Source organism: Arthrobacter sp. TJ-265, assembly GCF_058269135.1.
Genome location: NZ_JBZCND010000002.1, coordinates 323,313 through 347,311, shown reverse-complemented (window position 1 = coordinate 347,311; position 23,999 = coordinate 323,313). Strand labels below are relative to the sequence as shown.

Below are 23,999 nucleotides of genomic sequence, written 5' to 3'. Positions count from 1 at the left end.
GGATCCGGCGCCTCGGAATACTGGAGGGACGGCATACGGGAGGGCAGCGGCATCGGCAGGTCACAGGAACACGAGGAGAGGCTGCGCAAGGCAGCCCAGTACCGTGCTGCCCAGGGCGACGAGGGCGCCGCCATGGCCGAACTGGAACGCCAGAACGACGACGGCGGGAAGGCGGACGGGGAGATGGCGCCGCTGCGCCGGGGCGAGGACGAGGCCCGGCGGGCGCGCCTCATCGTGGACCGCGCCGTGGCGCGCGGCGACTTCGACAACCTGGCCCTCGCGGGCAAGCCGATCCCCGGGCTGGGGGAGGCCCACGACCCGGACTGGTGGGTCAAGGGCCTGATCCAGCGCGAGAACATCACGGGCCTGGGCCCGCGCGCCATCCTGCTGCGCACCGAGGACGCCGAACTCGACGCCCGGCTCGACCGCCAGTACACGGAGCGCCAGGTCCGCGAGGTCCTGGAGGACTTCAACTACCGGGTGGTCGACGCCCGGCGCCAGCTCCTCGGCGGCCCGCCCGTCGTCACGAAGCTGCGCGACGTCGACGCCGAGGTGCAGCGCTGGCGTGACCGCCGGGCGGCGGCCCGCCGCGCCGCCGACGCGGAGGCCCCGCCGCCCCCGCCGAGGACCTCCTTCTGGCGCCGGCTCTGGCGGGGCAGGAGCTAGCCGGGGATCCCCTTCGCGTCCTGCCGGGCCTTCGCCTTCGCGATGTCCGACTGGTAGTGCTCGTACCCGCGGTAGCGGACGGCCTCGATGATGACGCTGAAGATGACGAGGTCGAAGATCACCCACACGATGTTGACGGACGTCCCGAGGATGTCCGCCTGCCCGAGGACCATGCGGATGATGCCGACGACGGCCGCCCCGGCCAGCAGGCCCATCGCCCAGAGCTGCGGCTTCACGAGGTCCCAGCGCAGCGTGGTGTCCTGTTGAAGGGTCTTCGGCGTCACGGCGAAGTCCAGGTCGCGGCCCAGGTAGACGTTGCCGAACGCCGAGGTGATGGACCGGATCCAGACGGGGAACAGGGCGAGCGAGTACTGCTGCCCGCGCCACGTCTTGACACCCTTGCCGACGACCGCGAACAGGAGCTGGTTGACCACCAGGAACGGGATCAGCCGCACGAAGAACTCGGTGCTGATGGAGTCCACCGGGAGGATGCCGAAGAGGAGGTAGATGATGGGCGCCGCGATGTAGATGATCGCGGCGAACCCGGAGAGGTAGCTCCACATCGTGGCCCCGTACATGAGCTTCTGGGCGAACGTCAGGCCCTTCTGCGCGAACGGGTTCTCGCGGAACATCACCTGGATGGTCCCCTGCGCCCAGCGCAGGCGCTGGGTCAGCATCGAGTTGAGGTCCTCGGGCGCCAGGCCGTCGGCGAGCTTCTCGTGATGGTACGCGGACTCCCAGCCCAGGGAGTGCAGGCGCATGCACGTGGCCATGTCCTCGGTGACGGAGATGGTGGCCATCGGCATGACGGCCTGCGCCTCGCCGGTGCGCTCGGCGTTGACCGACTCGATGAGGACGCGGACGGCGTCGATCGCCGCGAGCGGGGACCAGGAACGCTGGGCCAGCTGGTCGAGGGCGGTGTCGTCGACGACGGCGAGCGCGGGGGTGCGCTCCGACGCGCCCTGCAGGCCGTCCGCCAGGCCCTCGATGCCGAGGTCGCCCAGGGAGGCGAGGTCGTCGTGGAACGCGGCGATGTCCGCGGCGACCAGCTTGCGGGTCACCGCCACGACACGCTGCTGGAACTCGTAGGTCACCTCGGAGATGCCGTGGCCCTTCTGCAGGCGACGGCGGACCCGGCGGAGATCCTTCGCCACGAGGTCCAGCGCCTCGGCCACCCGCTCGTTGTCCGCGCCGAGGTTCTTCTTCGCTCTCGCGATGACCTTGTCCGAGGTCTTGAGGGCCTTGTGCAGGGCGAGCTCGATCTCCGTGACGTAGCGCGTGACCCCGAGCTGCATGAGCGCCTCGCGCCGGATGATCGCGTTCGACCCGCAGAAGAAGGCGGCGTTCCAGCCGTCCTTGCCCTGCTGGATGGGCCCGTAGAAGAGCGGCGCCTGGCTCCCCAGGGGGTCCGAGTCCGGGACGTTGACGAAGACCTGCGGGGTCTGGACCAGGGCCATCTTCTCGTTGGTGAAGTACCCGAGGGTCCTGTCCAGGATGAGGGGGTCGGGGATCTGGTCCGCGTCGAGGATGACGAGGAACTCGCCGTCCGTGGACATGAGCGCGTTGTTCAGGTTGCCGGCCTTGGCGTGGCGCGGCATGTCCTTCCAGTCCGCCGAGCGCGTGATCCACCCGATGCCCTCCGCCTCCGCGGCCGCCCTGACGTCGGCGCGGTTGCCGTCGTCGAGGATCCAGGTCTTGTGGGGGTAGCGGATGGCTTTCGCGGCCCGCGCCGTCGTCAGGACGAGGTCCAGCGGCTCGTTGTACGTGGTGATGAAGACGTCCACGGTGAGGCCCTCGGGAGCCTCCGGAGGCTCGCGTCTCCTGAGCCTCCACACGGTGAAGCCGAACAGCAGGGAGTCGATGAGGGAGTACGTCTCCGCCAGGACCAGCGGTATCGCGATCCACCAGGCGTCCCAGTTGATCGAATAGAGCCACCGCCAGGCGATGTAGTTCACGCCGAGGACCGCCGTCACGAGCACGATGGCCCGGATCAGGAGGGTGCGGCCCCCGAAGGAGTCCTTCGGGCGTGAAGGATCCACGGAGCGATCGGTTGTCACTGTCCCCATGCGGCAGCACGTTCCACTTCTGCTTCCGTGCGCTGACGCACTGACAGTGACTTATGTGCGCCGGGCCGGCCGCACTGAGACGCTCACCGGGTCGCGGGGGACCATGAAGCACTGGGACAAAAATACCCGAGGACCGGCCGGGCCGGGCGTAGGTCCCTCACATGTCGGCGTAGCGCCTGGCCTGGCCCAGTGCCTCCGTCATGCCTGCGGCGTCGAGCACGGCGCCGTAGGCGGGGGTGTCGCGCTGGAAGCGCCAGCCCTCCGCGAGGGGGCCCGCATCCACGGCGTCGAAGCCGAACCCGTCGAGGAGTTCCTCCACCGCCTGCTTGGCGTCGGGGTCGTCCCCGGCGATGGGCAGTGCACGGCGGTCGGGAGTGCCGGTCGGTGTGCCGTCCGTGGTGAGCTGCGCGTAGTAAATGGTGTTGAACACCTTCACCACGGAGGATCCGGGCAGGTGGCGCTGGACGAGCTCGCTCGTCGTCGTGCTCTCGTCCTCGAGGTCGTCGATCCGGCCGTCACGCTGCGGATAGTAGTTGCACGTGTCGATCACCAGCTTGCCGGCGAGGGGCTCCGCGGGGACGGCGTCGAGGCTCCTGAGCGGGACGGTCACGACGACGACGTCGCCGCCCGTCGCCGCGTCCTCGGCGGTGCCGGCGCGCGCCGCGTCACCGAGCTCCTCGACGAGGTCCCGCAGCGTCTCGGGGCCGCGGGAGTTGCTCAGGATCACCCGGTAGCCGCCGGCGACGGCGAGGCGGGCGAGCTGGGAGCCGATGTTGCCACTGCCGATGAAGCCGATCGTGGTGCGGGGGGCGCCTGCCTGGTCTGTCGCGTTGTCGGTCATGCCCTGATCAACCTCCCGGAGTCGGTGTTATTCCTCGGCCGCCGCGCCCCGGCCGCGGGGAGCGCCGTCCGTCCACACGTAGAACTTCTCCGGCCGGCCCGCGGAACCGTACTGCGGGACGATCCGCGCCTGCCCGCGGGAGACGAGGAATTCGAGATAGCGCCGGGCACTCACGCGGGCCATGCCGAGCCGGGCCGCGACCTCGGACGCCGACGTCCCGCGCCCCTGCCCGGCGAGATCCAGGACGACGGCGTCGAGCGTCGGCGCGGAGAGTCCCTTCGGGGGCGCGAGCGCGGTGGTCCCGGTCGTCTCCCTCGGCCCCGACGGCCTGCCGCCCGAGCCCGCCGTCGTGCCGAGGAGCTGGTCGATCCGGTGCTGGTCCAGGGCCGGCGAGCTGTCCCCGGCGTGGGCGTCGAGCTCCCGCCGATACGCCACGTAGTGGTCCAGCCGCTGGTTCAGGACCGCGGCGCCGAAGGGTTTCACGAGGTAGTGCAGCACCCCGCCGGCCACCGCGGCCCGCACGGTGTCGAGTTCGCGGGCGGCCGTGATCGCCATGACGTCGAGGGGCTCGCCCGGCCGGTTCCGCAGCGCCCGGAGCACCTCGATCCCCGACATGTCCGGGAGGTGTATGTCCAGCAGCACGAGCCGGGGCTGCAGCTCCTGCACGAGGTCGAGGGCGCGGGCGCCGGTGTGCGCGGCCCCGACGACGTCGAAGGAGCCATGGGCCAGCAGGAACCCGGTGTGGATGCCGGCGACCTCGCGGTCGTCGTCGACCACGAGGGTGGGGATCGGTGCGGCGGCGCTCATGGCACCTGCAGGGTGGGTCGGGGCACGTCGGCGAGCGACGGCGCGAGCCAGACCGTGAACTCGGCGCCGCCGAGCTCGGCATCGTCGACGACGACGTGCCCGGAGCGCCGACGCGCGATCCTGTCCACGAGTGCGAGGCCGAAGCCGCGCGTGCCGGTCCGGCCGCCGTCCTTCGTCGAGTACCCGGACGAGAAGATGCCCGTCACGTCCTCGGGCGGGACGCCGGGTCCGTCGTCGGAGACCGTGATGCGCACGCCGTCGTCGTTCGTCTCGAGGTGCACGGAGACCCGGCCCGACGCGGCGTCGGCCACGGCCTCCAGCGCGTTGTCGATCAGGATGCCGAGGATGGTGACGACGTCGGTGGTGCCGTCGGACTCCAGCATGGAGGTCTCGTCGATGGACAGCGTGACACCCTTCTCCGCGGCGATGGTGCTCTTGGTCATGAGCAGGCTCGCGGCGTCCGGGTCCCGGATGCCCGGGGCGATTGAACCGGAGACCAGTGACCCGCCGTGCCCGGAACGCTGGATGAAGTCCACGGCCTGTTCCGTGCGGCCGAGCTCCAGCAGGCCGGAGATGGTGTGCATGCGGTTCGCGAACTCGTGTGCCTGCGCGCGGAGGGCCTGCGTGGCGTCGCGCTCGCCGTCGAGGTCGGTGAGCAGCTGGTAGAGCTCGGTGCGGTCACGGAGGATCATGACCCGCCCTACGCGGACGCCGTCCACGAGGGCGTCCGAGGTGCGGGCGAGCAGCACGCGCTCGCCGGAGAGCACCGTCTCGTCGGTGTCCGCGGGGTCGGTGAGGAGCCGGGCGAGGGCGGGTTCCATGACGTCGGCGGCGGTCCGGCCGGTGGCGTCGTCGTCGAGGTCGAGCAGTCGCTTCGCCTCGTCGTTGAGGAGCGCGATCCGGTGGTGGGCGTCGACGGCGACCATGCCCTCGCTGATGCCGTGGATCATGGCGTCGCGTGTCTCGAGGAGGGACGCGATCTGCTCGGGCTCGAGCCGGTAGATGCGCCGCCAGACGAGCCGCGAGATCCAGATGGCGCCGGCCGAGCCGACCAGTGCGGCGACGATCAGCCACGCGAGCAGGCGGGGGAGGTCCTCGTAGAGATCGGCGTCGAGCTCGGATTCGAGGACGCCCACCGACGCCGTGCCGATGATGGCTCCGGTGGTGGTGCCGTCGTCGTACACGGGGACCTTCACGCGCCAGGACTCGCCCAGCGTGCCGGTCTGCGTGCCCACGAAGATCTCACCCGAGAGCGGGACGGAGGGGTCGGTGGAGACCCGTTCGCCGATCAGTTCCGGATTGGGGTGGGAGTACCGGATGCCGTCGGCATCGGTGACGACGACGTAGGTCACCCCCGTGGACTGGCGGATGAGGTCGGCGATCGGCTGGATGGTCGCGCTGGGATCCGCTTCGCCGAACGCCTCGATCACGGAGGGCAGCTGCGCGACGGACTGGGCGACGCCGATCATGCGGTCCTGGTACTGCTCGCGGATCTGCAGCCGCTGCATGGCGACGGCGGTGGACCCGGCGACGGCGACGATGACGAGCACGATGGCCAGCTGCAGCAGGAACAACTGTGATCGAAGCGGCATCGTCCTGATCATCCTCATAGTGTGACACGCGCCGTCGCGTCACAATCGTCCGTTCCGTCGAGCCGCTGTGACCACAAAGACCACTACGAGCACTACGACCGCATGCTTTACCGCCGCTCGGACGGCTTCCTAGCCTGAGATCAGCAGTGGTGACCCGCATCACATCTGGCAGTCCATCCCGCAGTACATCTCAAGGAAGAGAACAACCATGACGATCGATCGCACAACGGCGCGCCGTTCGAGCCTCACCGCCCTCGCCCTCGCCTCCGCGCTCGCCCTCTCGGCCTGCGGCTCCATGACGGAGAGCACCAGCGCCGGGGGGGCGGAAGGAACCATCGAAAAGCTCAACATCGTGGTCCCCGCCGATCCCGGGGGAGGGTGGGACCAGACGGGCCGGGCCATGGAGACCGACCTCAAGGAGAACGATCTCGTGGGCAACGCGTCCGTCGTCAACGTCGGCGGCGCCGGCGGCACCAACGGCCTCGCGAAGCTCGCCACCGAGACGGATCCGAACACCCTCATGGTCATGGGCTACGTGATGGTCGGCGCCGTCGAGACCAACAACGCCGCCAACCGCATCGAGGACACGACGCCGATCGCCCGCCTCACCGAGGAGCCCCTCGTGATCGTGGTGCCCGCCGATTCGCCCTACCAGACCGTGCAGGACCTGCTCGACGACATCGAGGCCAAGGGGCAGGGCGTCTCCATCACGGGCGGCTCGGCCGGCGGCGCGGACCACATCCTCGCCGGTTCCGTCCTGAAGGAAGCAGGCATCGCGCCCGAGAACCTGAACTACATCCCGTACTCGGGTGGCGGCGAGTCACTCGCCGCCCTGCTCGGCAACAAGGTGAACGCCGGCATCTCGGGCGTGGGCGAGTACGCCGAGCAGGTGAACTCGGGCAAGCTGCGCGCCCTCGCGGTGTCCGGCGAGGACGCCGCACCCCAGCTGCCCGACACCCCGACCCTCACGGAGGAGGGCATCGAGCTCGTGCTGACCAACTGGCGCGGCGTCGTCGCCCCCGGCAGCATCGACGACGCCCAGGCGGAAGCCCTCACGCAGCTCGTCACCGACCTGCATGCCACCGACACCTGGAAGGCCACCCTCGAGGAGAACAACTGGGCCGATGCCTTCCTCGCCGGTGAGGAGTTCGAGACCTTCCTCGACGAGGACATCGCGAGCGTCAAGACGACCCTCACCGACATCGGGCTGCTCTAGACCATGAGTACCTCGGTCCAGAACGCGGGGAGCGGTACCGCCGCCGCTCCCGGAAAGCCGGTCGGTGAGCTGATCTTCGCGCTCATCATCGTGAGCATAGGCGTCCTCGGCTTCGTGGCGGGGGCCGGCATCCAGACGCCGCCGTCGGCCAGCGACATCGGGCCTCGGGCCTTCCCGTTCGCCGTCTCCGGACTGCTCCTCGTGGTCGGGGCGGGCCTGGTGTTCCAGGTGCTCCGCGGCCACCGGGGTGCTGCGGACGAGGGCGAGGACGTGGATCTCGACGCGAAGACCGACTGGCTGACCGTCGGGAAGCTCGCAGGGTTCGTGCTGCTGCACGCCTTCCTGATCGTCCCGCTCGGGTGGCCCCTCGCCGCCGCGATCCTGTTCTTCGGCGCCGCCTGGTCCCTCGGCGCCCGCCCGTGGTGGCGCAACCTGGTCACCGCCGTCGTCCTGGCCCTGGTGCTGCAGTTCGTCTTCGCCGGGCTCCTCGGCGTCTCGCTGCCCCCGGGCTTCCTCGAAGGGTTCGGTGTGTTCGGTGGATAACTTCCTGCTGCTGATGGAGGGCTTCGCCACGGCGATGCAGCCCATGTACCTGCTCTTCGCACTCGGCGGTGTGCTCGTCGGCACCGCGGTCGGCGTCCTGCCGGGCATCGGCCCGGCCATGACGGTCGCGCTGCTCATGCCCATCACCTACAGCCTCGAGCCGACGGCGGCGATCATCGTCTTCGCCGGCATCTACTACGGCGGCATGTACGGCGGGTCCACGACCTCGATCCTGCTGAACACCCCCGGGGAGTCGTCCTCGATCGTCACGGCGCTCGAGGGCAACAAGATGGCCAAGGCCGGCAGGGGTGCTGCCGCGCTGGCGACGGCGGCCGTCGGCTCGTTCGTGGCAGGCACCATCGCCACGGTGCTGCTGAGCTTCGTGGCACCGTACGTGGCCGCGTTCGCCGTGCAGATCGGCCCCGTCGAGTACGTGGCCCTCATGATCGTGGCGTTCCTGACGGTCGGCGCGCTCCTCGGATCCTCGGTACTGCGCGGCCTGGCGTCCCTGGGACTCGGCCTGTTCATCGCGCTCGTCGGGTTCGACGCGCTCACCGCCCAGCAGCGCTACACGTTCGGCAGCCCGTTCCTGGCGGACGGGATCGACGTCGTCCTCGTCGCCGTCGCGCTGTTCGCCGTCGGCGAGGCCCTCTACGTGGCGTCCCGACTCCGTCACGGACCCATCAAGGTCATCCCGGTCACCGGGGGCTGGACCAGCTGGCTCCGCAAGGAGGACCTCCGCCGATCCTGGAAGCCATGGCTCCGCGGCACCATGATCGGGTTCCCCGTGGGCACCATCCCCGCAGGCGGCGCGGACGTGGCGACCTTCCTCTCCTACGCCTCCGAGCGCAAGCTCGCGAAGGGCGAGCACAAGAAGCAGTTCGGCAAGGGCGCCATCGAGGGCGTGGCCGGTCCGGAAGCGGCGAACAACGCGGCGGCCGCGGGTGTCCTCGTGCCGCTGCTGACGCTGGGCATCCCGACGACGGCGACGGCCGCCATGATGCTCGTGGCGTTCCAGCGCTACCAGATCCCCGTGGGGCCGCAGCTCTTCGAGTCCAACAGCACGCTCGTGTGGGCGCTCATCGCGAGCCTCTACGTCGGCAACCTGATGCTGCTCGTGCTGAACCTGCCGCTCGTGGGCATCTGGGTCAAGATCCTCCAGATCCCACGGCCCTACCTGTACGCGGGCATCCTGGTGTTCGCGGTGCTGGGTGCGTTCTCGGTGAACTTCACGCCGATCGACGTGATCATCCTGCTCATCGTGGGCATCCTCGGGTTCTTCATGCGCCGCTACGGCTATCCGATCGCGCCGATGGTGGTGGGGCTGATCCTCGGGCCCATCTTCGAGAGTCAGCTGCGGCGCTCGCTCGCGATCTCGCAGGGTGATCCCGTGGCGCTCGTGCAGTCGCCGGTCGCAGCGACGATCTACGTGGTCCTGATCATCATCTTCGCGCTGTCCCTCCTCCTCAAGCGCCGTCAGCGCCAGTTCGAGGCGATGGTGGCCGCCAATGCCGACGCGTCCGACGTCGTGCGGGGAACCGCAACCGTATCCGGGTCCGACGCCGCGGTCGCGACGACCGCGACGCCGGCAGACCCGCCCAACCGAGAGGACACCGGCCGATGAGCACGATCGTGGTGGGCTACGTGCCCAACGCACTGGGGGAGGCCGCCGTCTCCCAAGCCGTCGAGGAGGCCCGGCGCAGGGAGGCCGAGCTCGTGGTCATCAACACCACGCGCGCCGACCGCCTCGTGAACCCGGCCTACGCCGACGCCGACGACGTCTCGAAGCTCGACGCCCTGCTCCGGGCCACCGGCGTGCCGTTCTCGGTCCGCCACAGCATCTCCGAAGCCACGGCGGCCGAGGAGGTCGTGGACACGGCGGAGGAACTGGGTGCCGAGCTGATCGTGATCGGGCTGCGGCACCGAACGCCGGTGGGCAAGCTGATCATGGGCTCGACGGCGCAGACCATCCTGCTGTCGGCCCGCTGCAACGTCCTGGCGGTCAAGCTGCCCTGACGGCTTGATCCGATGACGACGACGGCGGGTCTCCTTGAGGGAGGCCCGCCGTCAGGGTGCTCCGGCCGGGCCTCCGCCCTCCGGCGTGCTACCGTCCGGCGATCCTGTGCGGCGGGCGGTCCCACGGTTGAGCGCGAGATGACCGCCGAGGAATCCGGAGCCCGCCATGACGGCATTGCCGGCAAGGCCGAGCCGTGTGCCCAGGGCGAAGCGGCCGCGACTGCGGGCTATCAGCGACCCGAGGAAGAGGAAGATGGCGATGTCGACGCCGAGTCCGTGCACCGCCGCGATCCGGCGCTCGGCTCCCTCCATGCCTGCCCAGTCGGCGGCACCGGACAGCGCCGTCGGCACGGCGGCCACCACCCCGGTTCCGACCAGCAGCGTGGCACTGCTGCGGGACTGCACTCCGCCGCCCAGGTCGAGGACGGACGCGCTGAGCCAGCACCCGAGCGTCACGTCGGTGAGTGGCGGATGGATCGAATGGCCGAGGACGTCGGTGTGGAAAGGGCTGCGCCGTACCCGGTCGATCAACGGGCCGTACACGATCTCCTGCGCCCTCGCGACCTTCTCCGAGAGGGGGCTCGCCCCCACGGACCGGGCTGCTCGCTGGGGATACGTCAATTCATTCACGATGCAGGACGATAGGCACGTTCGGCGGGGAGGCACAGGGCCAGAGGTCCCTCCGGCGTAGGGAGTAGCCCGTCCACGGCTACGCGGCGGCCGGGTGGAGGACGAGGTCGATCACCGAGTGCACAGGCCGTGGAGTCCTCCGCGGCGGGGACGTTCCGGGGAGGGGCGGTGCGGTGGAGGCATACGTGTGGCCGGTGGGGGTGCGCCGTTCGATCGCGTGCCGTGGTCCGGGCAGCGGTCGTGACGACCAGCCGAGCGCTTCCTTGATGTAGTTGCAGCTCTCGCACAACCCCTGCCCACCATCGGCGCTCGTGGTGCCGGTGAGGCGCCACGGGACGATGTGATCGGCATGCCGGATCGGCGCGTCGCAGTACGGCGTACGGCAGGTCGCGTCCCTTGCGGCGATCAGGTGACGCAGTCCCGGCGGGAAGACCCGGGCCCGGGAGTCCATCGCCACCAGTCGGCCGGTGTCCGGGGCGGTGTAGAGCCGCCGCAACCAGACCCGGGTGGCGGAATCATCGGCGCCGCCACCATCACCGCCACGGACAGGGACCGGGACAGGGACAGGGACGGTGTTGCTGGTGCCACCGTCGATGCTGGACCTCCGGCGGCTCCTGCCGCTGGTCTTGTCATCGGCTTCGGCCACGGTGCCCGGAGTGTCCAACGGGCCCCAGACGCCCCCTGTGTCCCGGGTATCGGCGGTGGTCCCTCGTGAGGTGCCACAGCTGCCGGGGCCACCCCGGAGAAGGTCCCGGGCGTACTGCGCCGGGACGCACCCGTAGCCGGGCAGGTACGCCGGCTCGCTCTCTCCCCGAAGCAGGGTGCGGTCGGTCATGATCAGTTGCACGTCGACTCGTACCGATCCGGCAGGCGTGCCGGTCAGACGCTCGACGAAGGCGTCGGCCATCAGCTGCCCACGTCCGCGCGCGTGGCTCTCCCCAGCGCTGACCTGCGTGTCGGCATGGCGCGAGAGAGCAGAGTAGGCGCTGATGGCCTCGGCGGCGGGAAGCAGGGCGGTCAGATAGGCCATGGTGTCCGGGGCGGGCCGGCAGCTGACATAGCGCTCGCTGACGGCTTTTCGGGCCCTCGCCACAGCGGCCTCGGGCTCGAGCCGCAGGGCGATCTTGCGCGTCCGGTTCTTCAGCCCCTGGGTGCCGACACCTTCGAGTGCGCCGGTATCGGCCGCCAGTTCCCTGTCCACGGCCCGACGGTTCTCGGCGCTCAGGCAGATGGTCTCGCGGACGATCACGGTGGCGCGCCACTCGTTGAGCTGACCGGATTCGAGGGCTGCGAGGGTGTGCGGCATATCGTTGAGCAGTGTCCGGGCCAACCCCAGTAACCGTGAGCCCTGGTGTGGAGATTCGCGCCGTGCCAGGGCGACTTCGGCACCGACGCCCCGGCCGCGCTGGTCGGCCGGCATCCCGGCAGCTGCCTCGGCCCGTCGTCGAGCGGTATCCAGCGCCAGGGCTGCGCGGGCCTGGTCTGCAGCCAGCGCACTCTTCAGGTCTTCAAGCGCTCGCAGGTGGGAGACCAATGACTCCTCGTAGCCCTCGGGGACGGCATCAGGCGTGGCTGCGACGGGCAGCCTGCCGCAGGAGGTACAGGTGACGGCGGAATCACCGTCTGCAGTAGCGGGCGGCGATGAGCCAGCAGGTAGGGAGGAGCCAGTGGGCAGCCACGGGCCAGCGGGCGGCGACGTCCGGGATCTGTTCGAGGATGCAAGGCTCGTGATCCATCCACGGACCACCGAAGTGCCCACGCTCGGCCTGTATGGGTCGAGCGTGAATCCTCCGTCATGAACACTATCGAACATGTGTTCTATTCTACTGCGTTACGAATAGAACACAATAGATAATACTGATCGTCTGGGTTGCGACATGACTCTGTTCGGGGTCCCCGTCGGTGAGGCGCTGATCCACCCTCTGGTGCTTCTGCAGCTTGTAGTGCGTCATCACCACGTCGGGCAGGTCGATGGTTTCCCGGTCCTGGTTGTCCGCCCGACTCACGGGGATGAGCAGCCGTGCCCCGCCGTCGTCCTAGGGGAAAGTTCGCCAAAGATTTCGCTTTGCGCTGCCCTTCCCGGCCGTCGCCTTGAGATTGCTCAGCCACTATGGATATATCCGTTGCCCAGGTGAACGGATGGTCGCCCTACCCCCACCCGAGCGGACTCTTCCTTGCCGATCCTTTCCTCCCTTGTCACACCGGTCCCACCGGACCTCCCGGCGCCGCTCACCGCCCGGGAAGCCGAACGTCAAAGACTGCGTTCCCTTCACCGTTCGAATCTCTTCGACTCGGGCGACGAGGAGCGCTTCGACCGCCTGACGCGTCACGCCCGGAGCCACTTCGCGGTCGCGACCGCGATCATCTCGCTCATCGCCGAGGACCGGCAGTACCTCAAGTCCGTCATGGGGTCCTTCCCCCGCACCCTCCCGAGAGAGGCCGCGTTCTGCAATGTGACCATCGCGGGCGAAGACACCCTGGTGGTGCCCGACCTGTTGGCGGACGAGCGCTTTCGGACCAGCCCCATCGTCGTGGGTCCGCCATTCATCCGTTTCTACGCCGGCGTGCCGTTGCGTGGACCCGGCGGCTGGTTCGTGGGCAGCCTCTGCATCCTCGACACCGAGCCTCGACGTCTGGGCCACCGTGAGCTCCGGCAGCTCCGTCGACTCGCCGACCAGGCCGAGCTCGAGGTGAACGGCTCGAGCTGATCTTCCGCCGGGTCCGGATGGGAGGGAGTGCCGCCCCTACGCCTTCGGTGCGAAGAGCTCGAGCTCGATGCCGTCCGGATCACGGAATTCCAGAATGTAGCCCATGCCGATGTCCTTCACCCCGGCGTGCGGAATCCCGCGGTCGCCAGCTGCCTCCCGGCGTCGTCGGGCACGTTCCTGTCCTGGGCGGTGAAGGAGAGGTGGTCGAGGCCCACGCGGTTCTCGTCGAAGGCGTCATCCGCCACGGATCGCAGCCTCAGGATGTGTCCCCAAACCGGTAGATCACGCCGCCGAACAGGAAGCCGAGCTCCTTACGCGTCGTCTCGTCCGCGCCCTCCGCACCTCGAAGGCGACGGGGAGCCCGAAGAGGGCGTCGTAGAACGCGCGGGAGGCGTCGATGCCGCTGACCGTGAGTCGGACGTGGGCGCAGGCCTTGATGGGGATCGTCATGGTCGCAGTGTTGCAAGCCCGGTCGGCCGACGGGAGCCGGAGTGATCCTTGCGCTCGTGTGGCTCGCTGATTCGACCACGCCCGTGATCCGGGTATGCCTTGGAGTATTCATTGCTTTTGTGCGGTGGTTATTCGGCGTAGAAGAGTGGAGTCAATTTTATCGGGCAAGTAAGTGCTCCAGTATCTCAGGTACTACCTACTCGTGTTCGGACCTGCGTACCGCTCCAAGCTGTGTACACAAGGCAAGTCCAATTACCGATCATCCACTTCCAAGTCGCTAACCAGGTCTCCCGCACTCCGACGTGTAGCTACGCGTAGGAAGCGCCGGCACTGGTACCCACAGCTCGGAGTGGCGGTCGTCAAGAATTCCGTGGTCTTGAATCTCAGTTCGTCGCACCATGCAACCCCGCCGATTCGGTGAATGCGCATACGGGTCTCGGAAAGGGCTTCGAAGTCTTCGGTTTCGAGGAGGTCTCATTGAAGTCCATCATCAGTTCGGCGACTGACCATCCAGCCGCCAGGGCAGGAGCCCACCCTCCGAGCGGGGGCCATCCCCCCACTCCCGTGCTGGCCGGCGTGCAGCCGACGATGCACCCGCCGACCGCCGACGAGATCGAAGCATTGGTCGCCGCGCCCTACCCCGCCGTCCTCGACCTGTCCGGCCTGGACCGGCCCGGTCCTCGCATCGTGTCGCTCATTCCGGCGCACAACGAGGAGGAGGGGATCGTCAAGACGGTCCGCAGCCAGTTCGCCCAGACCATCCAGCCCGCGCTGGTCATCGTCATGGCCGACAACTGCACCGACAACACCGTGAATCTGGCGCGGGAGGCCGGGGCTCAGGTCGTGGAGACCGTGGGCAACAGGGCAAAGAAAGCCGGGGCCCTCAATCAAGGGCTCAGCATGGTCATGCCGCTGCTCAATGACGAAGACTACATCCTGGCCCAGGATGCGGACGGCGAACTCGGCGCCGACTTCATCAAGAACGCTCTGTGGGTTTATGGTGTGAAAGCCGATCTCGGCGGAGTGTCGGGTTGTATCGTCGCTCGGACCCCGACGAATTTCATCGAGCGCGCCCAGGCCATCGAGTACGCCCGGGGCTCCCGCCTCATGGGACGCCAGGGCGGCAAGGTGCACGTTCTGTCCGGCGCGGCATCGTTGTTCCCGGTGCATGTCTTCCGGGCCCTCGCCGATGCACGGGGTAAGACCCTGCCGGGCACCCCCGGCACCGTCTACCTGGAGGACTCTCTCACCGAGGACTACGAGCTGACCCTTGCGATCCGGCATCTGGGCTTCGATTGCTCCAGCACCAAGCGCTGCCCGGTGGTCACCGACGTCATGCCGACCATTCAGGCCCTCGAGGTTCAGCGCCTGCGCTGGTACCGGGGTGCCATGGAGTCGCTATGGCTTTACGGCTGGAACAGGATTACGCGCCGCACCTGGGGCGGGGTGGCATTCACGTTCTTCTCGTCCCTGCTCTTCCCGGCCGCACTGCTCGCGCTGGTCCTGAGCTGGCTGCTCTGGGACATCACCCCCAACCCGTTCTACTGGTTCCTGCTGCCGATTTTCATGGCGGAGAACATCGTCACGGCGTACCGAACGAAGGACCAGGCCTCTATTCGGACGGCCGTCCTCTTCGTTCCGCTCTGGCTCTATGACAACGCCATGTTCATCGTGTACTGGCGTTCCCTGTTCGGAGCCGTGCGCCGCGAGGCGCGCGTCTGGATCACCTGAGAGGAGGAAAGACCAATGTACGGAGCAAACGGAAGTGTCGCTGCGGCCGGTGCGTCGGCTACTACGCTGGCCGCCACCGGCCTGGATGCGTTTTGGATCATCGTCTCCAGTGTGGCGTTCATCATGGCCGGCGTCGTATTGACGCGGTTGCGGCCCAAGGAGGAGTTTTGAGTCGCGTGGCGGTCCCGCAGATCGGGGCCGCCTTCGCGGCGCTCACGCTGGCTCTCGTGGGTTGCGCTGGTCAAGAACCGCTGCCGCCCACCCCGATTCCTCGCGCCGAGACGTCGATCGAGCGCGTGGACATGAATCACCTGCCGGAGCTGACTGCCCCGGCTGCATGCGCGGGCTATGTGGCCCTGACGTTCGATGACGGCCCCACGGGGCTCACCTCGGACTTCCTGGCCCTGCTCGACCACTATGAGGTCCCGGCGACCTTCTTCAACACCGGTACCCAGGAGCGGGCCCGCTCCCGCCTGGTCGAGCATACGGTGGCGGCCGGTCATCAGCTGGGCAATCACACGATGACCCACCCTGACCTGTTGGCTGTGGACCTGAAGGTGGCCCTGGCTGATATCGACGCGGCAACGGTCACGCACCGCGATCTGAGTCACGACGCCCCGACGCTGTTCCGCCCGCCGTTCGGCAGCACAAACGCCGAGCTCAGGAAGGCGGTCGAGAGCCGGGGGATGGTCGAGGTCCTGTGGACCGTCGACTCGAAGGACTATGAGGCCACGACTGCCGAACAGGTGGCCGCGAAGTCCAAGGGGATGACGGACGGTGGGATCCTCCTCCTGCACGACGGCAAACCCCTCACCCTTGAGGCGTTGCCGCTGATCATCGAGCACTACTACGCGCAGGACCTGTGTTTCGGCCGGGTCGTCGCCACAGACACCGAACTACCCACAGACCTCGGCTTAACCCACCGGGCACGAGCAAGCGAGCAGGAGCCATGACCGCTACCACCCTGATGCGTTCCGAGGCGTCACAGATCACCCCGCCCGTTCGCCCGCCCATGAGTCGCGAGAAGAAGCAGTGGCTGCTTCTGGGCCTCGTCCTGGCCTACGGTGTTGCGCTGGCCGTCCGCCTGCGCAACACGGCATTCATCGACGAGGCGCTTTACATCAACGCCGGCAACGCCTACCTCGACCACTGGTTCAACGGTCGTCCGCTCGGCGACGCCGGTGCGTTCTTCTCCGGCATGCCCGCGCTCTACCCCGTGCTCGCAGCTCTGCTGGACGCCGCGGGAGGTCTCTACCTCGTTCGGGCGTTCAGCCTGGTGTGCGTGCTCGGCACTGTCATGGCCCTCTACGGCACGGCGCGCCACCTATGGGGCAGGAGGGCAGGCTTGCTCACTGCGGCCACCTTCGTGCTCTCGGGCCCGGTGCTCTTCACGGGCTGGTTGGGGACGTTCGATGCCCTGGTGAATTTCCTGCTCGCCCTGGGGCTGTGGGTGGGCTTGACGCGCCGGGGCTATCCCTCCGCCGTCCTGCTCGGCGGTCTGTTGGCGCTGGCCGCCCTGACCAAGTACACCGCCGGCATCTTCGTGCCGGTCGTACTCGCAGCGACCCTCGTCATGGGCGTCCTGGGGGTGCGACGGGCACTCGTCGCCGCCGGGGTGGCGTTGGGTCTGCTGACCACTGTCTGGGCGGTCTGGGGAGAGTCGATCGCACGGGACGTCGCGTTCACCACGACCGCCCGCCAGGCATTGTCCCCGACCAGCACGGGGGCGCTACTCGCCTTGGTCGGTGACCACCTGGCCTTCCTGCTGCTGCTCGCAGCGGTGTCGCTGGTGCTGATGTTCCGCGCCGGGGACCGGCGACTGCTGCTCCTGGGTTCGGGCCTGGTGCTCGCCTCGATGGCACTGCCCATCGGCCAGATGATCCTCGGCGAGGCCGTCTCGTTCGAGAAGCACCTGGCCTACTCGGTCATGCTCCTCGCGCTGCCCATCGGGTGGGGTCTGGCGCGCATCTCCCGCTACCCGCTGATGGTCACCCCGGTGGTGATCGCTGTACTGATCATGGCGCTGTTCCCCCTGGTCCGCGCCGACGCCATGTACCGCTGGACCAATGTCCAGAACGTGGTGACGGCGATCGAGTCCGATCCTCAGGGCGGGCTGTACATCAGCTCGGCGACTGACGCGCTCGATTACCACACGCGCGATCTGCCCGGCATCGCCTGGGAGACGACCTTCGAGCTGTACTTCGAGGGCGAGGCCAGCATCCGGGCCGCCGTCGAGGACGAGCGCTACCAGACGGTGATCCTGCGCAGCTCCAGTGTTGGCAACGCGGACCAGGACGCCGCGCAAAGTGTGTTCCTGGACGCGCTGGAGGAGAGCACCGTATATTCCCTGGCCTTCGAGCCATTCCCTGCGTCGCCCACTCCGGGTGACAACTGGCTCATCTACACCCGTGGCTGATCCGTCACGGGGAAAGAAAGGGATCGCATGAAAGCTCTACGGGCGCTACTGGGCCGAAGCCTGGCCGTGCTGACCACTGTGCTGTTGGTCGGTCTGGTCGGGGTCTCCCCCGCCAGCGCTGTGCCGTGTCCCTGGGGGACGCAGTGCATCGCCGTCACCATGTCCGCACCTGCCTCCAGTGCCACACTCAGCGGCACCGTGCCGCTGGAGGCGACCGCTCGGGCCACCCAGCCCTCGCGTGGTGCGATCGTCAAGGTCGAATGGTGGCTCTACCACCCCGACTTCACCCGGCAGGTCCCCGAGAACGGCGAGGGCAAGATCCTGCTCGCCGAGGCGACTGCTCCGGCCGCGGGAACCCGCACGGACGGCACCTGGCGCAGCTCCTGGGCCGTCGCCAACCGGATGACCACCAAGGACGGGGCCTACCAGCTCCCAGGAACTCGCACCTATACCCTGCCGAACACGGCAGGGTATACCGTCGAGGCCCACGTCCTCGACGAGGAGTGGGTGCGCACGTGGGGCGGGCCCCCCGGCCGCAGCCCCGCGGCCAACGTCACCATCAACTTCGGGGGCACCACCCCGCCGCCGCCGACGCCCGCTCCGGCAGCGGACGAAGTGCGGATCGGGACGGCCGTCCGAACACTCAACGGCACGAACATCTACCGCGCGGCCGGGTCGCTCGTGCGCTACACCGGCACCCGCAGCCCTGCCAACCAGTATGGCATCGAGGTCGCCGTCGGCGCCGACAACAAGGTGACGGCGGTGTCGCGCTACCAGCCCGGCATGGCCATCCCGGCCGGGGGCTACGTGTTGTCCGGGCATGAGGCCTCCGCTGTCTGGCTCAGTACAAATGCTCCAGTCGGGGCGACGGTCCAGGTGGGTGGTGGTACGACGTCGCCGACGCCCACCCCGACGCCCACCCCGACGCCCACCCCGACGCCCACCCCGACTCCCACCCCGTCACCGACTACTCCACCGGCCGCCAACGAGATCCAGATCGGGACGGCCAAGCATGTTCTCGATGGCACCAACGTGCCACGCCAGGCCGGCTACCTGGTCCGATACACCGGGACCGCGAGTCCGGCCAACCAGTGGGGGTTCGAGGCCGCCGTCGGCTCGGACGGGCGTGTGTCCGGGCGCAGCGACTTCAAGCCCGGTATGGCCATCCCGGCAGGGGGGTACGTGCTCTCAGGTCATGACGGCGCAGCCACCTGGCTGCGCCAGCACGCCGCGATCGGTGCAACGGTGACCATGCCGGGCAGCACCGCGCCGACGCCGACGCCGACACCGACACCGACACCGACACCGGCCCCCCCGCCGCCGGTGACAGGCTTGGCGGCGACGGGGCGTTGGTCCATCGCGAACTCGCCGCTGCCCGCGCGGGCGATCCATTCGACGCTGCTGCGCGATGGCCGGGTCCTGCTGCTCGCTGGCTCGGGGAATGACACCGGAGACTTCGACGCCGGGACCTTCAAGAGCGCCGTGTGGAACCCCTCCACCGGGGCGTTCAAGGAGATCCGTGTGCCCTACGACATGTTCTGCGCGGGGCACGTCACCCTGCCGGACGGCCGGGTGCTCATCAGCGGTGGCACCGAGGGCTATGCGGGCCACAAGAACGCGGTCGGGTACGTGGGATCGAAGCAGTCCTACATCTTCGACCCGGGCACCGACAGCTACACGAAGGTCAACGACACCATCGAAGGCCACTGGTACCCGACGCTGACCAAGCTCGAGAACGGTAACATCTGGTCCGTCGGCGGTTACGACAACCGCGACGGCGTGGCCAAGGGCTCGACGGCGGTGGAGATGTTCAACGCCACGACCAATCAGTGGCAGTCCCGTGCGGCCACCCCACAGACCAACCGGTACTGGGGTACCTACCCGCACTTCTTCCTCATGGCCAACGGCAACCTGTTCTTCACGGGTGGCTACACGTTCGGCAACTCGCCATCGGCCACGGGGTCGGTCATCCACAACTGGCGCAACGCCACCAGCGGCGACGTCCCCGGCCTGCGCGACCGTCAGTTGCGTGACCAGGCCAGCTCGGTCCTGCTCCCTCCGGCGCAGAACCAGACCTTCATGATCGCGGGCGGCGGCTCGACCGATCGAGGGGGCGCGACCAACAGCGTCGACCTGATCAACCTCAACTCGGCCAACCCTGCCTGGACTCCCGGACCGGCCCTGCCCGGGTCCGAGGGCCGGATGTACGTCAACCTGACGACGCTGCCCGACCGCACCGTCCTGTCCTCCAACGGCAGCACCGGACCCCGCACGGGCAACGTGCTGCGGGCTGCGACCTACAATCCCGCGACCAACGCCTGGACGACGGTCGCGGCGGACCCGGTGGGCCGCAACTACCACTCCTCCTCGCTGGTCCTGATGGACGGCCGAGTCGCTGTCTTCGGTTCCAACCCGGCGGACGGTTCGTTCGAGATGCGCGTCTCGGTCTACGAGCCGAGCTACCTGTTCAAGGGCACGCGCCCGACCATCACGGCAGCTCCCGCGACGACCGGCTACGGTGCGGGCTTCGACCTCGGCATCACCGGGGACGTGGTCAGCGCCTCGCTCACTGCCGTGGGTTCGGCCACACACCAGACGGACACCAACGCCCGCCTGGTGGACCTGCCCATCACCGGCACCGGTGCGACCCGTCGCGCCACCGTGCCGTCCAACCCCGCGCTGCTGCCGCCCGGGCCGTACATGCTCACGGTCCTGGACGCCGGCGGCGTTCCCTCCGTCGCCAGGATGGTGAATGTCCGATGAAAGCACGACTCATGGCCGCCGCCGCAGCAGGACTGCTGCTACTCAGCGGGTGTGCTATCGACTCCGCCGTGGGGGCGCCGGGCGCGGAGGCGCCCGTGGTGTCGCCTCCGGTGGAGGCCCCGGACGCCCGTCCGGACGCGCAGATCCCCGAGGCCGACGTCCCGATCGCCGACGTCGCCCCCGAGGCCGAGGGTGTCAACGAGCCCGCGCCCGAGCAGGCCCAGGGCATCAAGATGACACCCGACGAGTACAAGGGTCTGGATGCCGGTGACGTATCCGATGCGGCACTGGCGGGCGGTTGCGTCCCGGGCTACGGCACCGACGGGGCGTGCCTGCCTCCGGTTCCGCCCCGGCTCGCGGCCGAGCACGCAGGCCACGCAGGGATGGACGGGCCGGAGATGGCCGCCTTCTACCTCTGTGAGGACGTCCGGGCGCTGATTCCCGACGGACTCGGGGTCCAGGACGAGGACTATCTCGGCCTGGACTCAAACGAGGACGGGATCGCGTGCGGCAAGGGCGACGAGGCCAGATAGACAGGACACACGGACGAGCGGCGGGAGGCAGGACATGATCACCCGCCGCTCGTTCATCCTTGGAGCAGCCTGGTTGGCCGTCCCCCCTCCTCCGGCCGTGAGGTCGGGCGATGATGGCAATGGGGTAGTCCGGCGCCAGGCCGATCTCCCACAGGAGCCCGTGCCCGAGGGCTACCCCTACGACAAACCCATCCCGGGGCTGAGGAGCAGAATCATGGCACCACTTCCGAGCGGCGTGGTCGCGGGCTATTGGACATCCTGGGGTTCACCGATCCGGTTGAAGGACATCCCCCCGCAGTACAACACCGTCTTCCTGTTCTCCGCCTCCCCGGTCGGCGGGGCGCCCGGCACCACCGGTGCCGTGCAATGGAACAGCCCCGGCGACGGACGCGGGGCGGCAACCCACTTCACGGCGGATCTGGCCGAATTCCGCAGGACGCGCACTGCGATCCTCACCGTCGGTGGCGCGCGAGCGAATGTCGACCTCTCCACCCGCGCGCGTGCTCAGGTCTTCCTGGACAGCATCAAGCGCATCTACAGTGAGCTGGGCGGCTTCGACGGGCTCGATTGGAACACCTACGAGGGCGAGCAGCAGCCCAGCACCGACCAGATGATCTGGGTCTCCCAGCAACTCAAATCCTTCTACGGCCAGAGCTTCGCGATCACTACTCCGCCCGCCCCCTGGCGTCCGATAGACGTGGCGCACTGCAGGCGGATGGTCGACGCGGGGGTCCTGGACATGGTCAGCCCGCAGTACTACGACGGCCCCGACCTGGCCACCGAGAAGTACATCGTCGAGTCCGTCGACGAGTGGGTGGCGCGCATGGGCGACGCCAGCCGGGTGGGCGTCGGCTTCGGCCTGAGCAACGCTGTCGACTATTCCACCCTCGCCGCCGTCAAGGGTGCGTGGAAGACCGTGAGTGCCACCCACCCCACGCTTCGGGGCGCGTACAACTGGGATATGTCCACCGACGAGGGGATGGGCTGGCCGTTCGCCAATGAGGTCGGCCCCCTCGTGATGATGGGGACTGCCAGGGCCACGTTGCCCACGAACGTGCCACCCATCATCCCGATGCCCGTGCCCGGTCTCGGCCGCACCCACACCGCAGCCGCGGGGGATACGCTGGCGGGCCTCGCCGCGCGCGGCGGCATCGTCGACCGGCAGGAGATCGCCGCCGTCGACGGCACCCGCGCGCCCGAGTCCGGGCGGGAGGGCCAGTTCCTGCGGCAGCCCGACGCTCCGACGTCGCGGCTCGCGACGGACCCCGGGGTGCGGCTGCCGGATCGCCTCATCGGCACCTCCTGGTCCTCCGGCTCGGGGCTTCGGCTGGACTCCGTGCACCCCGCCTGCACCGTGGTCTGGATCACTGTCGCCGAGACGGCGGGTGGGGGCGGCGTGGAGTCCGCTCGGGACGCCCGCTCCGACAGGGCCGCGCTAGAGGCCGACGTGGCGGAGCTGCGCGGGCGGACGGCCCCACCCAGGATCATCCTGTCCAGCTTCGGCCCGATCGACGGTACCGGCGCGACCATGGGCGCGGACGGATTCGCGGCCGACATCATCCGGATCTGCAAGGACTACGGCTTCGACGGGTTCAACTGGGACACGGAGCGGGAGCCGGCGTTCACCGCAGCCGACCTCGAGCGGGCAAGCCGTGCAATCGTCACCGAGATGCGCAGCATCAACCCTGCGTTCCTCCTCACGCTGACGTCCCGTCCGGGGCAGGGTGGGGTCGGCGCGGAAGCCGGGGCCTACGCCGATTTCGCCCGCCGCTGCCAGGACATCCTCGACCTCGTCCAGCCGCAGTGCGACAACCCCGACGACCGCGTCCCGGACGGGACGACGACCAGGGGTTAGATCCGCGGTCGCCGCAGCATCACGCCGTCCGCGGGAATGCGCACGGACCCGGCGGCGCTGCACCCGGCATGACAAAGATCGGGTTCCTGTCCTTCGGCCACCACCAGGATGTGCGGGGCTCGCTCGTTCCCACGGCGCAGGAGGCCCTCGTCCAGGCCGTCGAGCTCACGGTGGCGGCCGAGGAGCTCGGTGTGGACGGCGCCTACGTGCGCGTGCACCACTTCGCCCCGCAGTATTCGGCGCCCTTCCCGCTGCTCGCCGCGATGGCCGCCCGGACGAAGACCATCGAACTGGGGACCGGCGTGATCGACATGCGCTACGAGAACCCGCTGTACATGGCGGAGGAGGCTGCGGTCACGGACCTCGTCAGCAATCGACGCCTGCAGCTCGGCATCAGCCGCGGCTCACCCGAGACCGCCCTCGATGGTTGGCGGACGTTCGGCTACGCCCCCACGGAAGGCTCGGACGACGCCCACATGGCGCGAGACAAGGCGTCGCTCTTCCGTCAGGCGATCGCGGGCTCGGGGATCGCCGCTCCCGACCCGCGGATGTCCGGCAGCACCGGCAGGCTCGCGATCGAGCCGCTCTCGCCGGGACTGTCCGAGCGCATCTGGTGGGGATCGGGCACCAGGGCGACGGCGCGATGGGCGGGGGAGCAGGGGATGAACCTCATGAGCTCGACCCTTCTCACCGAGGACACGGGCGTCCCGTTCGACGAACTGCAGGCGGAGCAGATCGCCATCTTCCGCAAGGCCTGGGCAGAAGCCGGGCACAGCCGGACGCCGAGGGTGTCGGTCAGTCGCAGCATCCTCCCGATCGTCAGCGAGACCGATGAGTACTACTTCGGCATCCGTGCCCAGCGGGAATCGCGGGACCAGGTGGGAGTCCTCGACGGCGCCCGGTCCCGTTTCGGCCGCAGCTACATCGGGGCACCCGACGTCATCGCCGCAGAGCTTGCCGCCGATGCCGCTGTGCAGGCGGCCGACACGCTGCTGGTCACGATCCCGAACCAGCTCGGCGTGGACTTCAATGCGGCGCTCCTCGGAAACATCCTGCAGCTGGTGGCCCCGGACGCCGGATTGCGCTGACCGCGGGTCGGCGCTACCCCTCGGCCCGATCGTCCGCTACCGTAGAACCATAAGCATGCTGATCTTCTTGGGGGACAG

At 68.8% G+C, this 23,999-nt stretch carries 22 protein-coding genes; 14 read left to right on the top strand and 8 right to left on the bottom strand.

Annotated features, from left to right (window positions below):
- The first annotated feature begins 132 nt into the window (after positions 1 to 132).
- Complete coding sequence (locus AC4D2E_RS10160) at positions 133 to 666, top strand: DnaJ family domain-containing protein (RefSeq protein ID WP_104168532.1); 534 nt, start codon at positions 133 to 135, stop codon at positions 664 to 666.
- On the opposite strand, the gene AC4D2E_RS10155 is transcribed toward AC4D2E_RS10160, so the two are convergent.
- From AC4D2E_RS10155 to AC4D2E_RS10140, 4 genes are all read right to left on the bottom strand, one after another.
- Positions 663 to 2,705: a glycosyltransferase gene (locus AC4D2E_RS10155; RefSeq protein WP_490952517.1), complete on the bottom strand. Its 2,043-nt coding sequence runs from the start codon at positions 2,703 to 2,705 to the stop codon at positions 663 to 665. The two genes, AC4D2E_RS10160 and AC4D2E_RS10155, sit on opposite strands and share 4 nt — an antisense overlap.
- Before the next feature lie 184 nt (positions 2,706 to 2,889).
- Complete coding sequence (locus AC4D2E_RS10150; RefSeq protein WP_490952516.1) at positions 2,890 to 3,573, bottom strand: NADPH-dependent F420 reductase; 684 nt, start codon at positions 3,571 to 3,573, stop codon at positions 2,890 to 2,892.
- 27 nt (positions 3,574 to 3,600) lie between these two features.
- Entirely contained in the window at positions 3,601 to 4,380 is a 780-nt protein-coding gene (locus AC4D2E_RS10145) for a response regulator (RefSeq protein WP_490910871.1), read from the bottom strand.
- On the bottom strand, positions 4,377 to 5,972 hold the full coding sequence (locus AC4D2E_RS10140) for an ATP-binding protein (protein ID WP_490910870.1): 1,596 nt from the start codon (positions 5,970 to 5,972) through the stop codon (positions 4,377 to 4,379). The genes AC4D2E_RS10145 and AC4D2E_RS10140 overlap by 4 nt, the downstream gene beginning before the upstream one ends.
- 208 nt (positions 5,973 to 6,180) lie before the next feature.
- Here AC4D2E_RS10140 and AC4D2E_RS10135 point away from each other — a divergent pair, with 208 nt between their 5' ends.
- From AC4D2E_RS10135 to AC4D2E_RS10120, 4 genes are read left to right on the top strand one after another with little or no spacing between them, the layout of a single operon-like run.
- Complete coding sequence (locus AC4D2E_RS10135) at positions 6,181 to 7,188, top strand: Bug family tripartite tricarboxylate transporter substrate binding protein (RefSeq protein WP_490952515.1); 1,008 nt, start codon at positions 6,181 to 6,183, stop codon at positions 7,186 to 7,188.
- Positions 7,189 to 7,191: 3 nt separating this feature from the next.
- Complete coding sequence (locus tag AC4D2E_RS10130; protein ID WP_104168527.1) at positions 7,192 to 7,731, top strand: tripartite tricarboxylate transporter TctB family protein; 540 nt, start codon at positions 7,192 to 7,194, stop codon at positions 7,729 to 7,731.
- A complete protein-coding gene (locus AC4D2E_RS10125; RefSeq protein WP_104168526.1) occupies positions 7,724 to 9,355 on the top strand; it encodes a tripartite tricarboxylate transporter permease in 1,632 nt (543 codons plus the stop codon). The genes AC4D2E_RS10130 and AC4D2E_RS10125 overlap by 8 nt, the downstream gene beginning before the upstream one ends.
- A complete protein-coding gene (locus AC4D2E_RS10120) occupies positions 9,352 to 9,747 on the top strand; it encodes a universal stress protein (protein ID WP_104168525.1) in 396 nt (131 codons plus the stop codon). Before AC4D2E_RS10125 ends, AC4D2E_RS10120 begins: the two co-directional genes overlap by 4 nt.
- A gap of 51 nt (positions 9,748 to 9,798) precedes the next feature.
- On the opposite strand, the gene AC4D2E_RS10115 is transcribed toward AC4D2E_RS10120, so the two are convergent.
- Complete coding sequence (locus AC4D2E_RS10115; protein WP_490952514.1) at positions 9,799 to 10,377, bottom strand: DUF2231 domain-containing protein; 579 nt, start codon at positions 10,375 to 10,377, stop codon at positions 9,799 to 9,801.
- Positions 10,378 to 10,456: 79 nt separating this feature from the next.
- Entirely contained in the window at positions 10,457 to 12,190 is a 1,734-nt protein-coding gene (locus AC4D2E_RS10110) for an HNH endonuclease (protein ID WP_490952513.1), read from the bottom strand.
- A gap of 361 nt (positions 12,191 to 12,551) precedes the next feature.
- On the opposite strand from AC4D2E_RS10110, the gene AC4D2E_RS10105 reads away from it, so the two are divergent.
- Positions 12,552 to 13,085: a GAF domain-containing protein gene (locus AC4D2E_RS10105; protein ID WP_490910866.1), complete on the top strand. Its 534-nt coding sequence runs from the start codon at positions 12,552 to 12,554 to the stop codon at positions 13,083 to 13,085.
- Between the two features lie 116 nt (positions 13,086 to 13,201).
- Here AC4D2E_RS10105 and AC4D2E_RS10100 read toward each other — a convergent pair whose 3' ends face one another.
- Positions 13,202 to 13,330 carry a hypothetical protein gene (locus AC4D2E_RS10100; RefSeq protein ID WP_490952512.1) on the bottom strand — a complete coding sequence of 43 codons (129 nt, stop codon included), beginning with the start codon at positions 13,328 to 13,330 and terminating at the stop codon, positions 13,202 to 13,204.
- Positions 13,331 to 13,367: 37 nt separating this feature from the next.
- Positions 13,368 to 13,535, bottom strand: coding sequence for a VOC family protein (locus AC4D2E_RS10095; RefSeq protein ID WP_490910864.1), 168 nt, complete (start codon positions 13,533 to 13,535; stop codon positions 13,368 to 13,370).
- A 564-nt stretch (positions 13,536 to 14,099) separates the two neighbouring features.
- Between AC4D2E_RS10095 and AC4D2E_RS10090 the strand changes: the two genes are divergently transcribed.
- From AC4D2E_RS10090 to AC4D2E_RS10055, 8 genes are all read left to right on the top strand, one after another.
- Complete coding sequence (locus AC4D2E_RS10090; RefSeq protein ID WP_490910863.1) at positions 14,100 to 15,266, top strand: glycosyltransferase family 2 protein; 1,167 nt, start codon at positions 14,100 to 14,102, stop codon at positions 15,264 to 15,266.
- Positions 15,267 to 15,281: 15 nt separating this feature from the next.
- Entirely contained in the window at positions 15,282 to 15,437 is a 156-nt protein-coding gene (locus tag AC4D2E_RS10085) for a hypothetical protein (protein WP_490910862.1), read from the top strand.
- 5 nt (positions 15,438 to 15,442) lie between these two features.
- Entirely contained in the window at positions 15,443 to 16,219 is a 777-nt protein-coding gene (locus tag AC4D2E_RS10080; protein WP_490910861.1) for a polysaccharide deacetylase family protein, read from the top strand.
- On the top strand, positions 16,216 to 17,682 hold the full coding sequence (locus AC4D2E_RS10075) for an ArnT family glycosyltransferase (protein WP_490952511.1): 1,467 nt from the start codon (positions 16,216 to 16,218) through the stop codon (positions 17,680 to 17,682). The genes AC4D2E_RS10080 and AC4D2E_RS10075 overlap by 4 nt, the downstream gene beginning before the upstream one ends.
- Positions 17,683 to 17,709: 27 nt before the next feature.
- Positions 17,710 to 20,445, top strand: coding sequence for a galactose oxidase early set domain-containing protein (locus AC4D2E_RS10070; RefSeq protein WP_490952510.1), 2,736 nt, complete (start codon positions 17,710 to 17,712; stop codon positions 20,443 to 20,445).
- Positions 20,442 to 20,978, top strand: coding sequence for a hypothetical protein (locus AC4D2E_RS10065; RefSeq protein ID WP_490910858.1), 537 nt, complete (start codon positions 20,442 to 20,444; stop codon positions 20,976 to 20,978). Before AC4D2E_RS10070 ends, AC4D2E_RS10065 begins: the two co-directional genes overlap by 4 nt.
- A 214-nt stretch (positions 20,979 to 21,192) precedes the next feature.
- A complete protein-coding gene (locus AC4D2E_RS10060; protein WP_490952509.1) occupies positions 21,193 to 22,833 on the top strand; it encodes a hypothetical protein in 1,641 nt (546 codons plus the stop codon).
- A gap of 68 nt (positions 22,834 to 22,901) precedes the next feature.
- On the top strand, positions 22,902 to 23,921 hold the full coding sequence (locus AC4D2E_RS10055) for an LLM class flavin-dependent oxidoreductase (protein ID WP_490952508.1): 1,020 nt from the start codon (positions 22,902 to 22,904) through the stop codon (positions 23,919 to 23,921).
- Positions 23,922 to 23,999 lie beyond the last annotated feature (78 nt).

Coding starts and splice junctions, on each gene's coding strand:
- AC4D2E_RS10060 (WP_490952509.1), top strand. CDS start 21,193: ATGGCACCACTTCCGAGCGGCGTGGTCGCGGGCTATTGGACATCCTGG.
- AC4D2E_RS10120 (WP_104168525.1), top strand. CDS start 9,352: ATGAGCACGATCGTGGTGGGCTACGTGCCCAACGCACTGGGGGAGGCC.
- AC4D2E_RS10130 (WP_104168527.1), top strand. CDS start 7,192: ATGAGTACCTCGGTCCAGAACGCGGGGAGCGGTACCGCCGCCGCTCCC.
- AC4D2E_RS10065 (WP_490910858.1), top strand. CDS start 20,442: ATGAAAGCACGACTCATGGCCGCCGCCGCAGCAGGACTGCTGCTACTC.
- AC4D2E_RS10135 (WP_490952515.1), top strand. CDS start 6,181: ATGACGATCGATCGCACAACGGCGCGCCGTTCGAGCCTCACCGCCCTC.
- AC4D2E_RS10055 (WP_490952508.1), top strand. CDS start 22,902: ATGACAAAGATCGGGTTCCTGTCCTTCGGCCACCACCAGGATGTGCGG.
- AC4D2E_RS10150 (WP_490952516.1), bottom strand. CDS start 3,573: ATGACCGACAACGCGACAGACCAGGCAGGCGCCCCCCGCACCACGATC.
- AC4D2E_RS10140 (WP_490910870.1), bottom strand. CDS start 5,972: ATGCCGCTTCGATCACAGTTGTTCCTGCTGCAGCTGGCCATCGTGCTC.
- AC4D2E_RS10110 (WP_490952513.1), bottom strand. CDS start 12,190: ATGTTCGATAGTGTTCATGACGGAGGATTCACGCTCGACCCATACAGG.
- AC4D2E_RS10160 (WP_104168532.1), top strand. CDS start 133: ATGGCCGAACTGGAACGCCAGAACGACGACGGCGGGAAGGCGGACGGG.
- AC4D2E_RS10075 (WP_490952511.1), top strand. CDS start 16,216: ATGACCGCTACCACCCTGATGCGTTCCGAGGCGTCACAGATCACCCCG.
- AC4D2E_RS10095 (WP_490910864.1), bottom strand. CDS start 13,535: ATGACGATCCCCATCAAGGCCTGCGCCCACGTCCGACTCACGGTCAGC.
- AC4D2E_RS10145 (WP_490910871.1), bottom strand. CDS start 4,380: ATGAGCGCCGCCGCACCGATCCCCACCCTCGTGGTCGACGACGACCGC.
- AC4D2E_RS10070 (WP_490952510.1), top strand. CDS start 17,710: ATGAAAGCTCTACGGGCGCTACTGGGCCGAAGCCTGGCCGTGCTGACC.
- AC4D2E_RS10085 (WP_490910862.1), top strand. CDS start 15,282: ATGTACGGAGCAAACGGAAGTGTCGCTGCGGCCGGTGCGTCGGCTACT.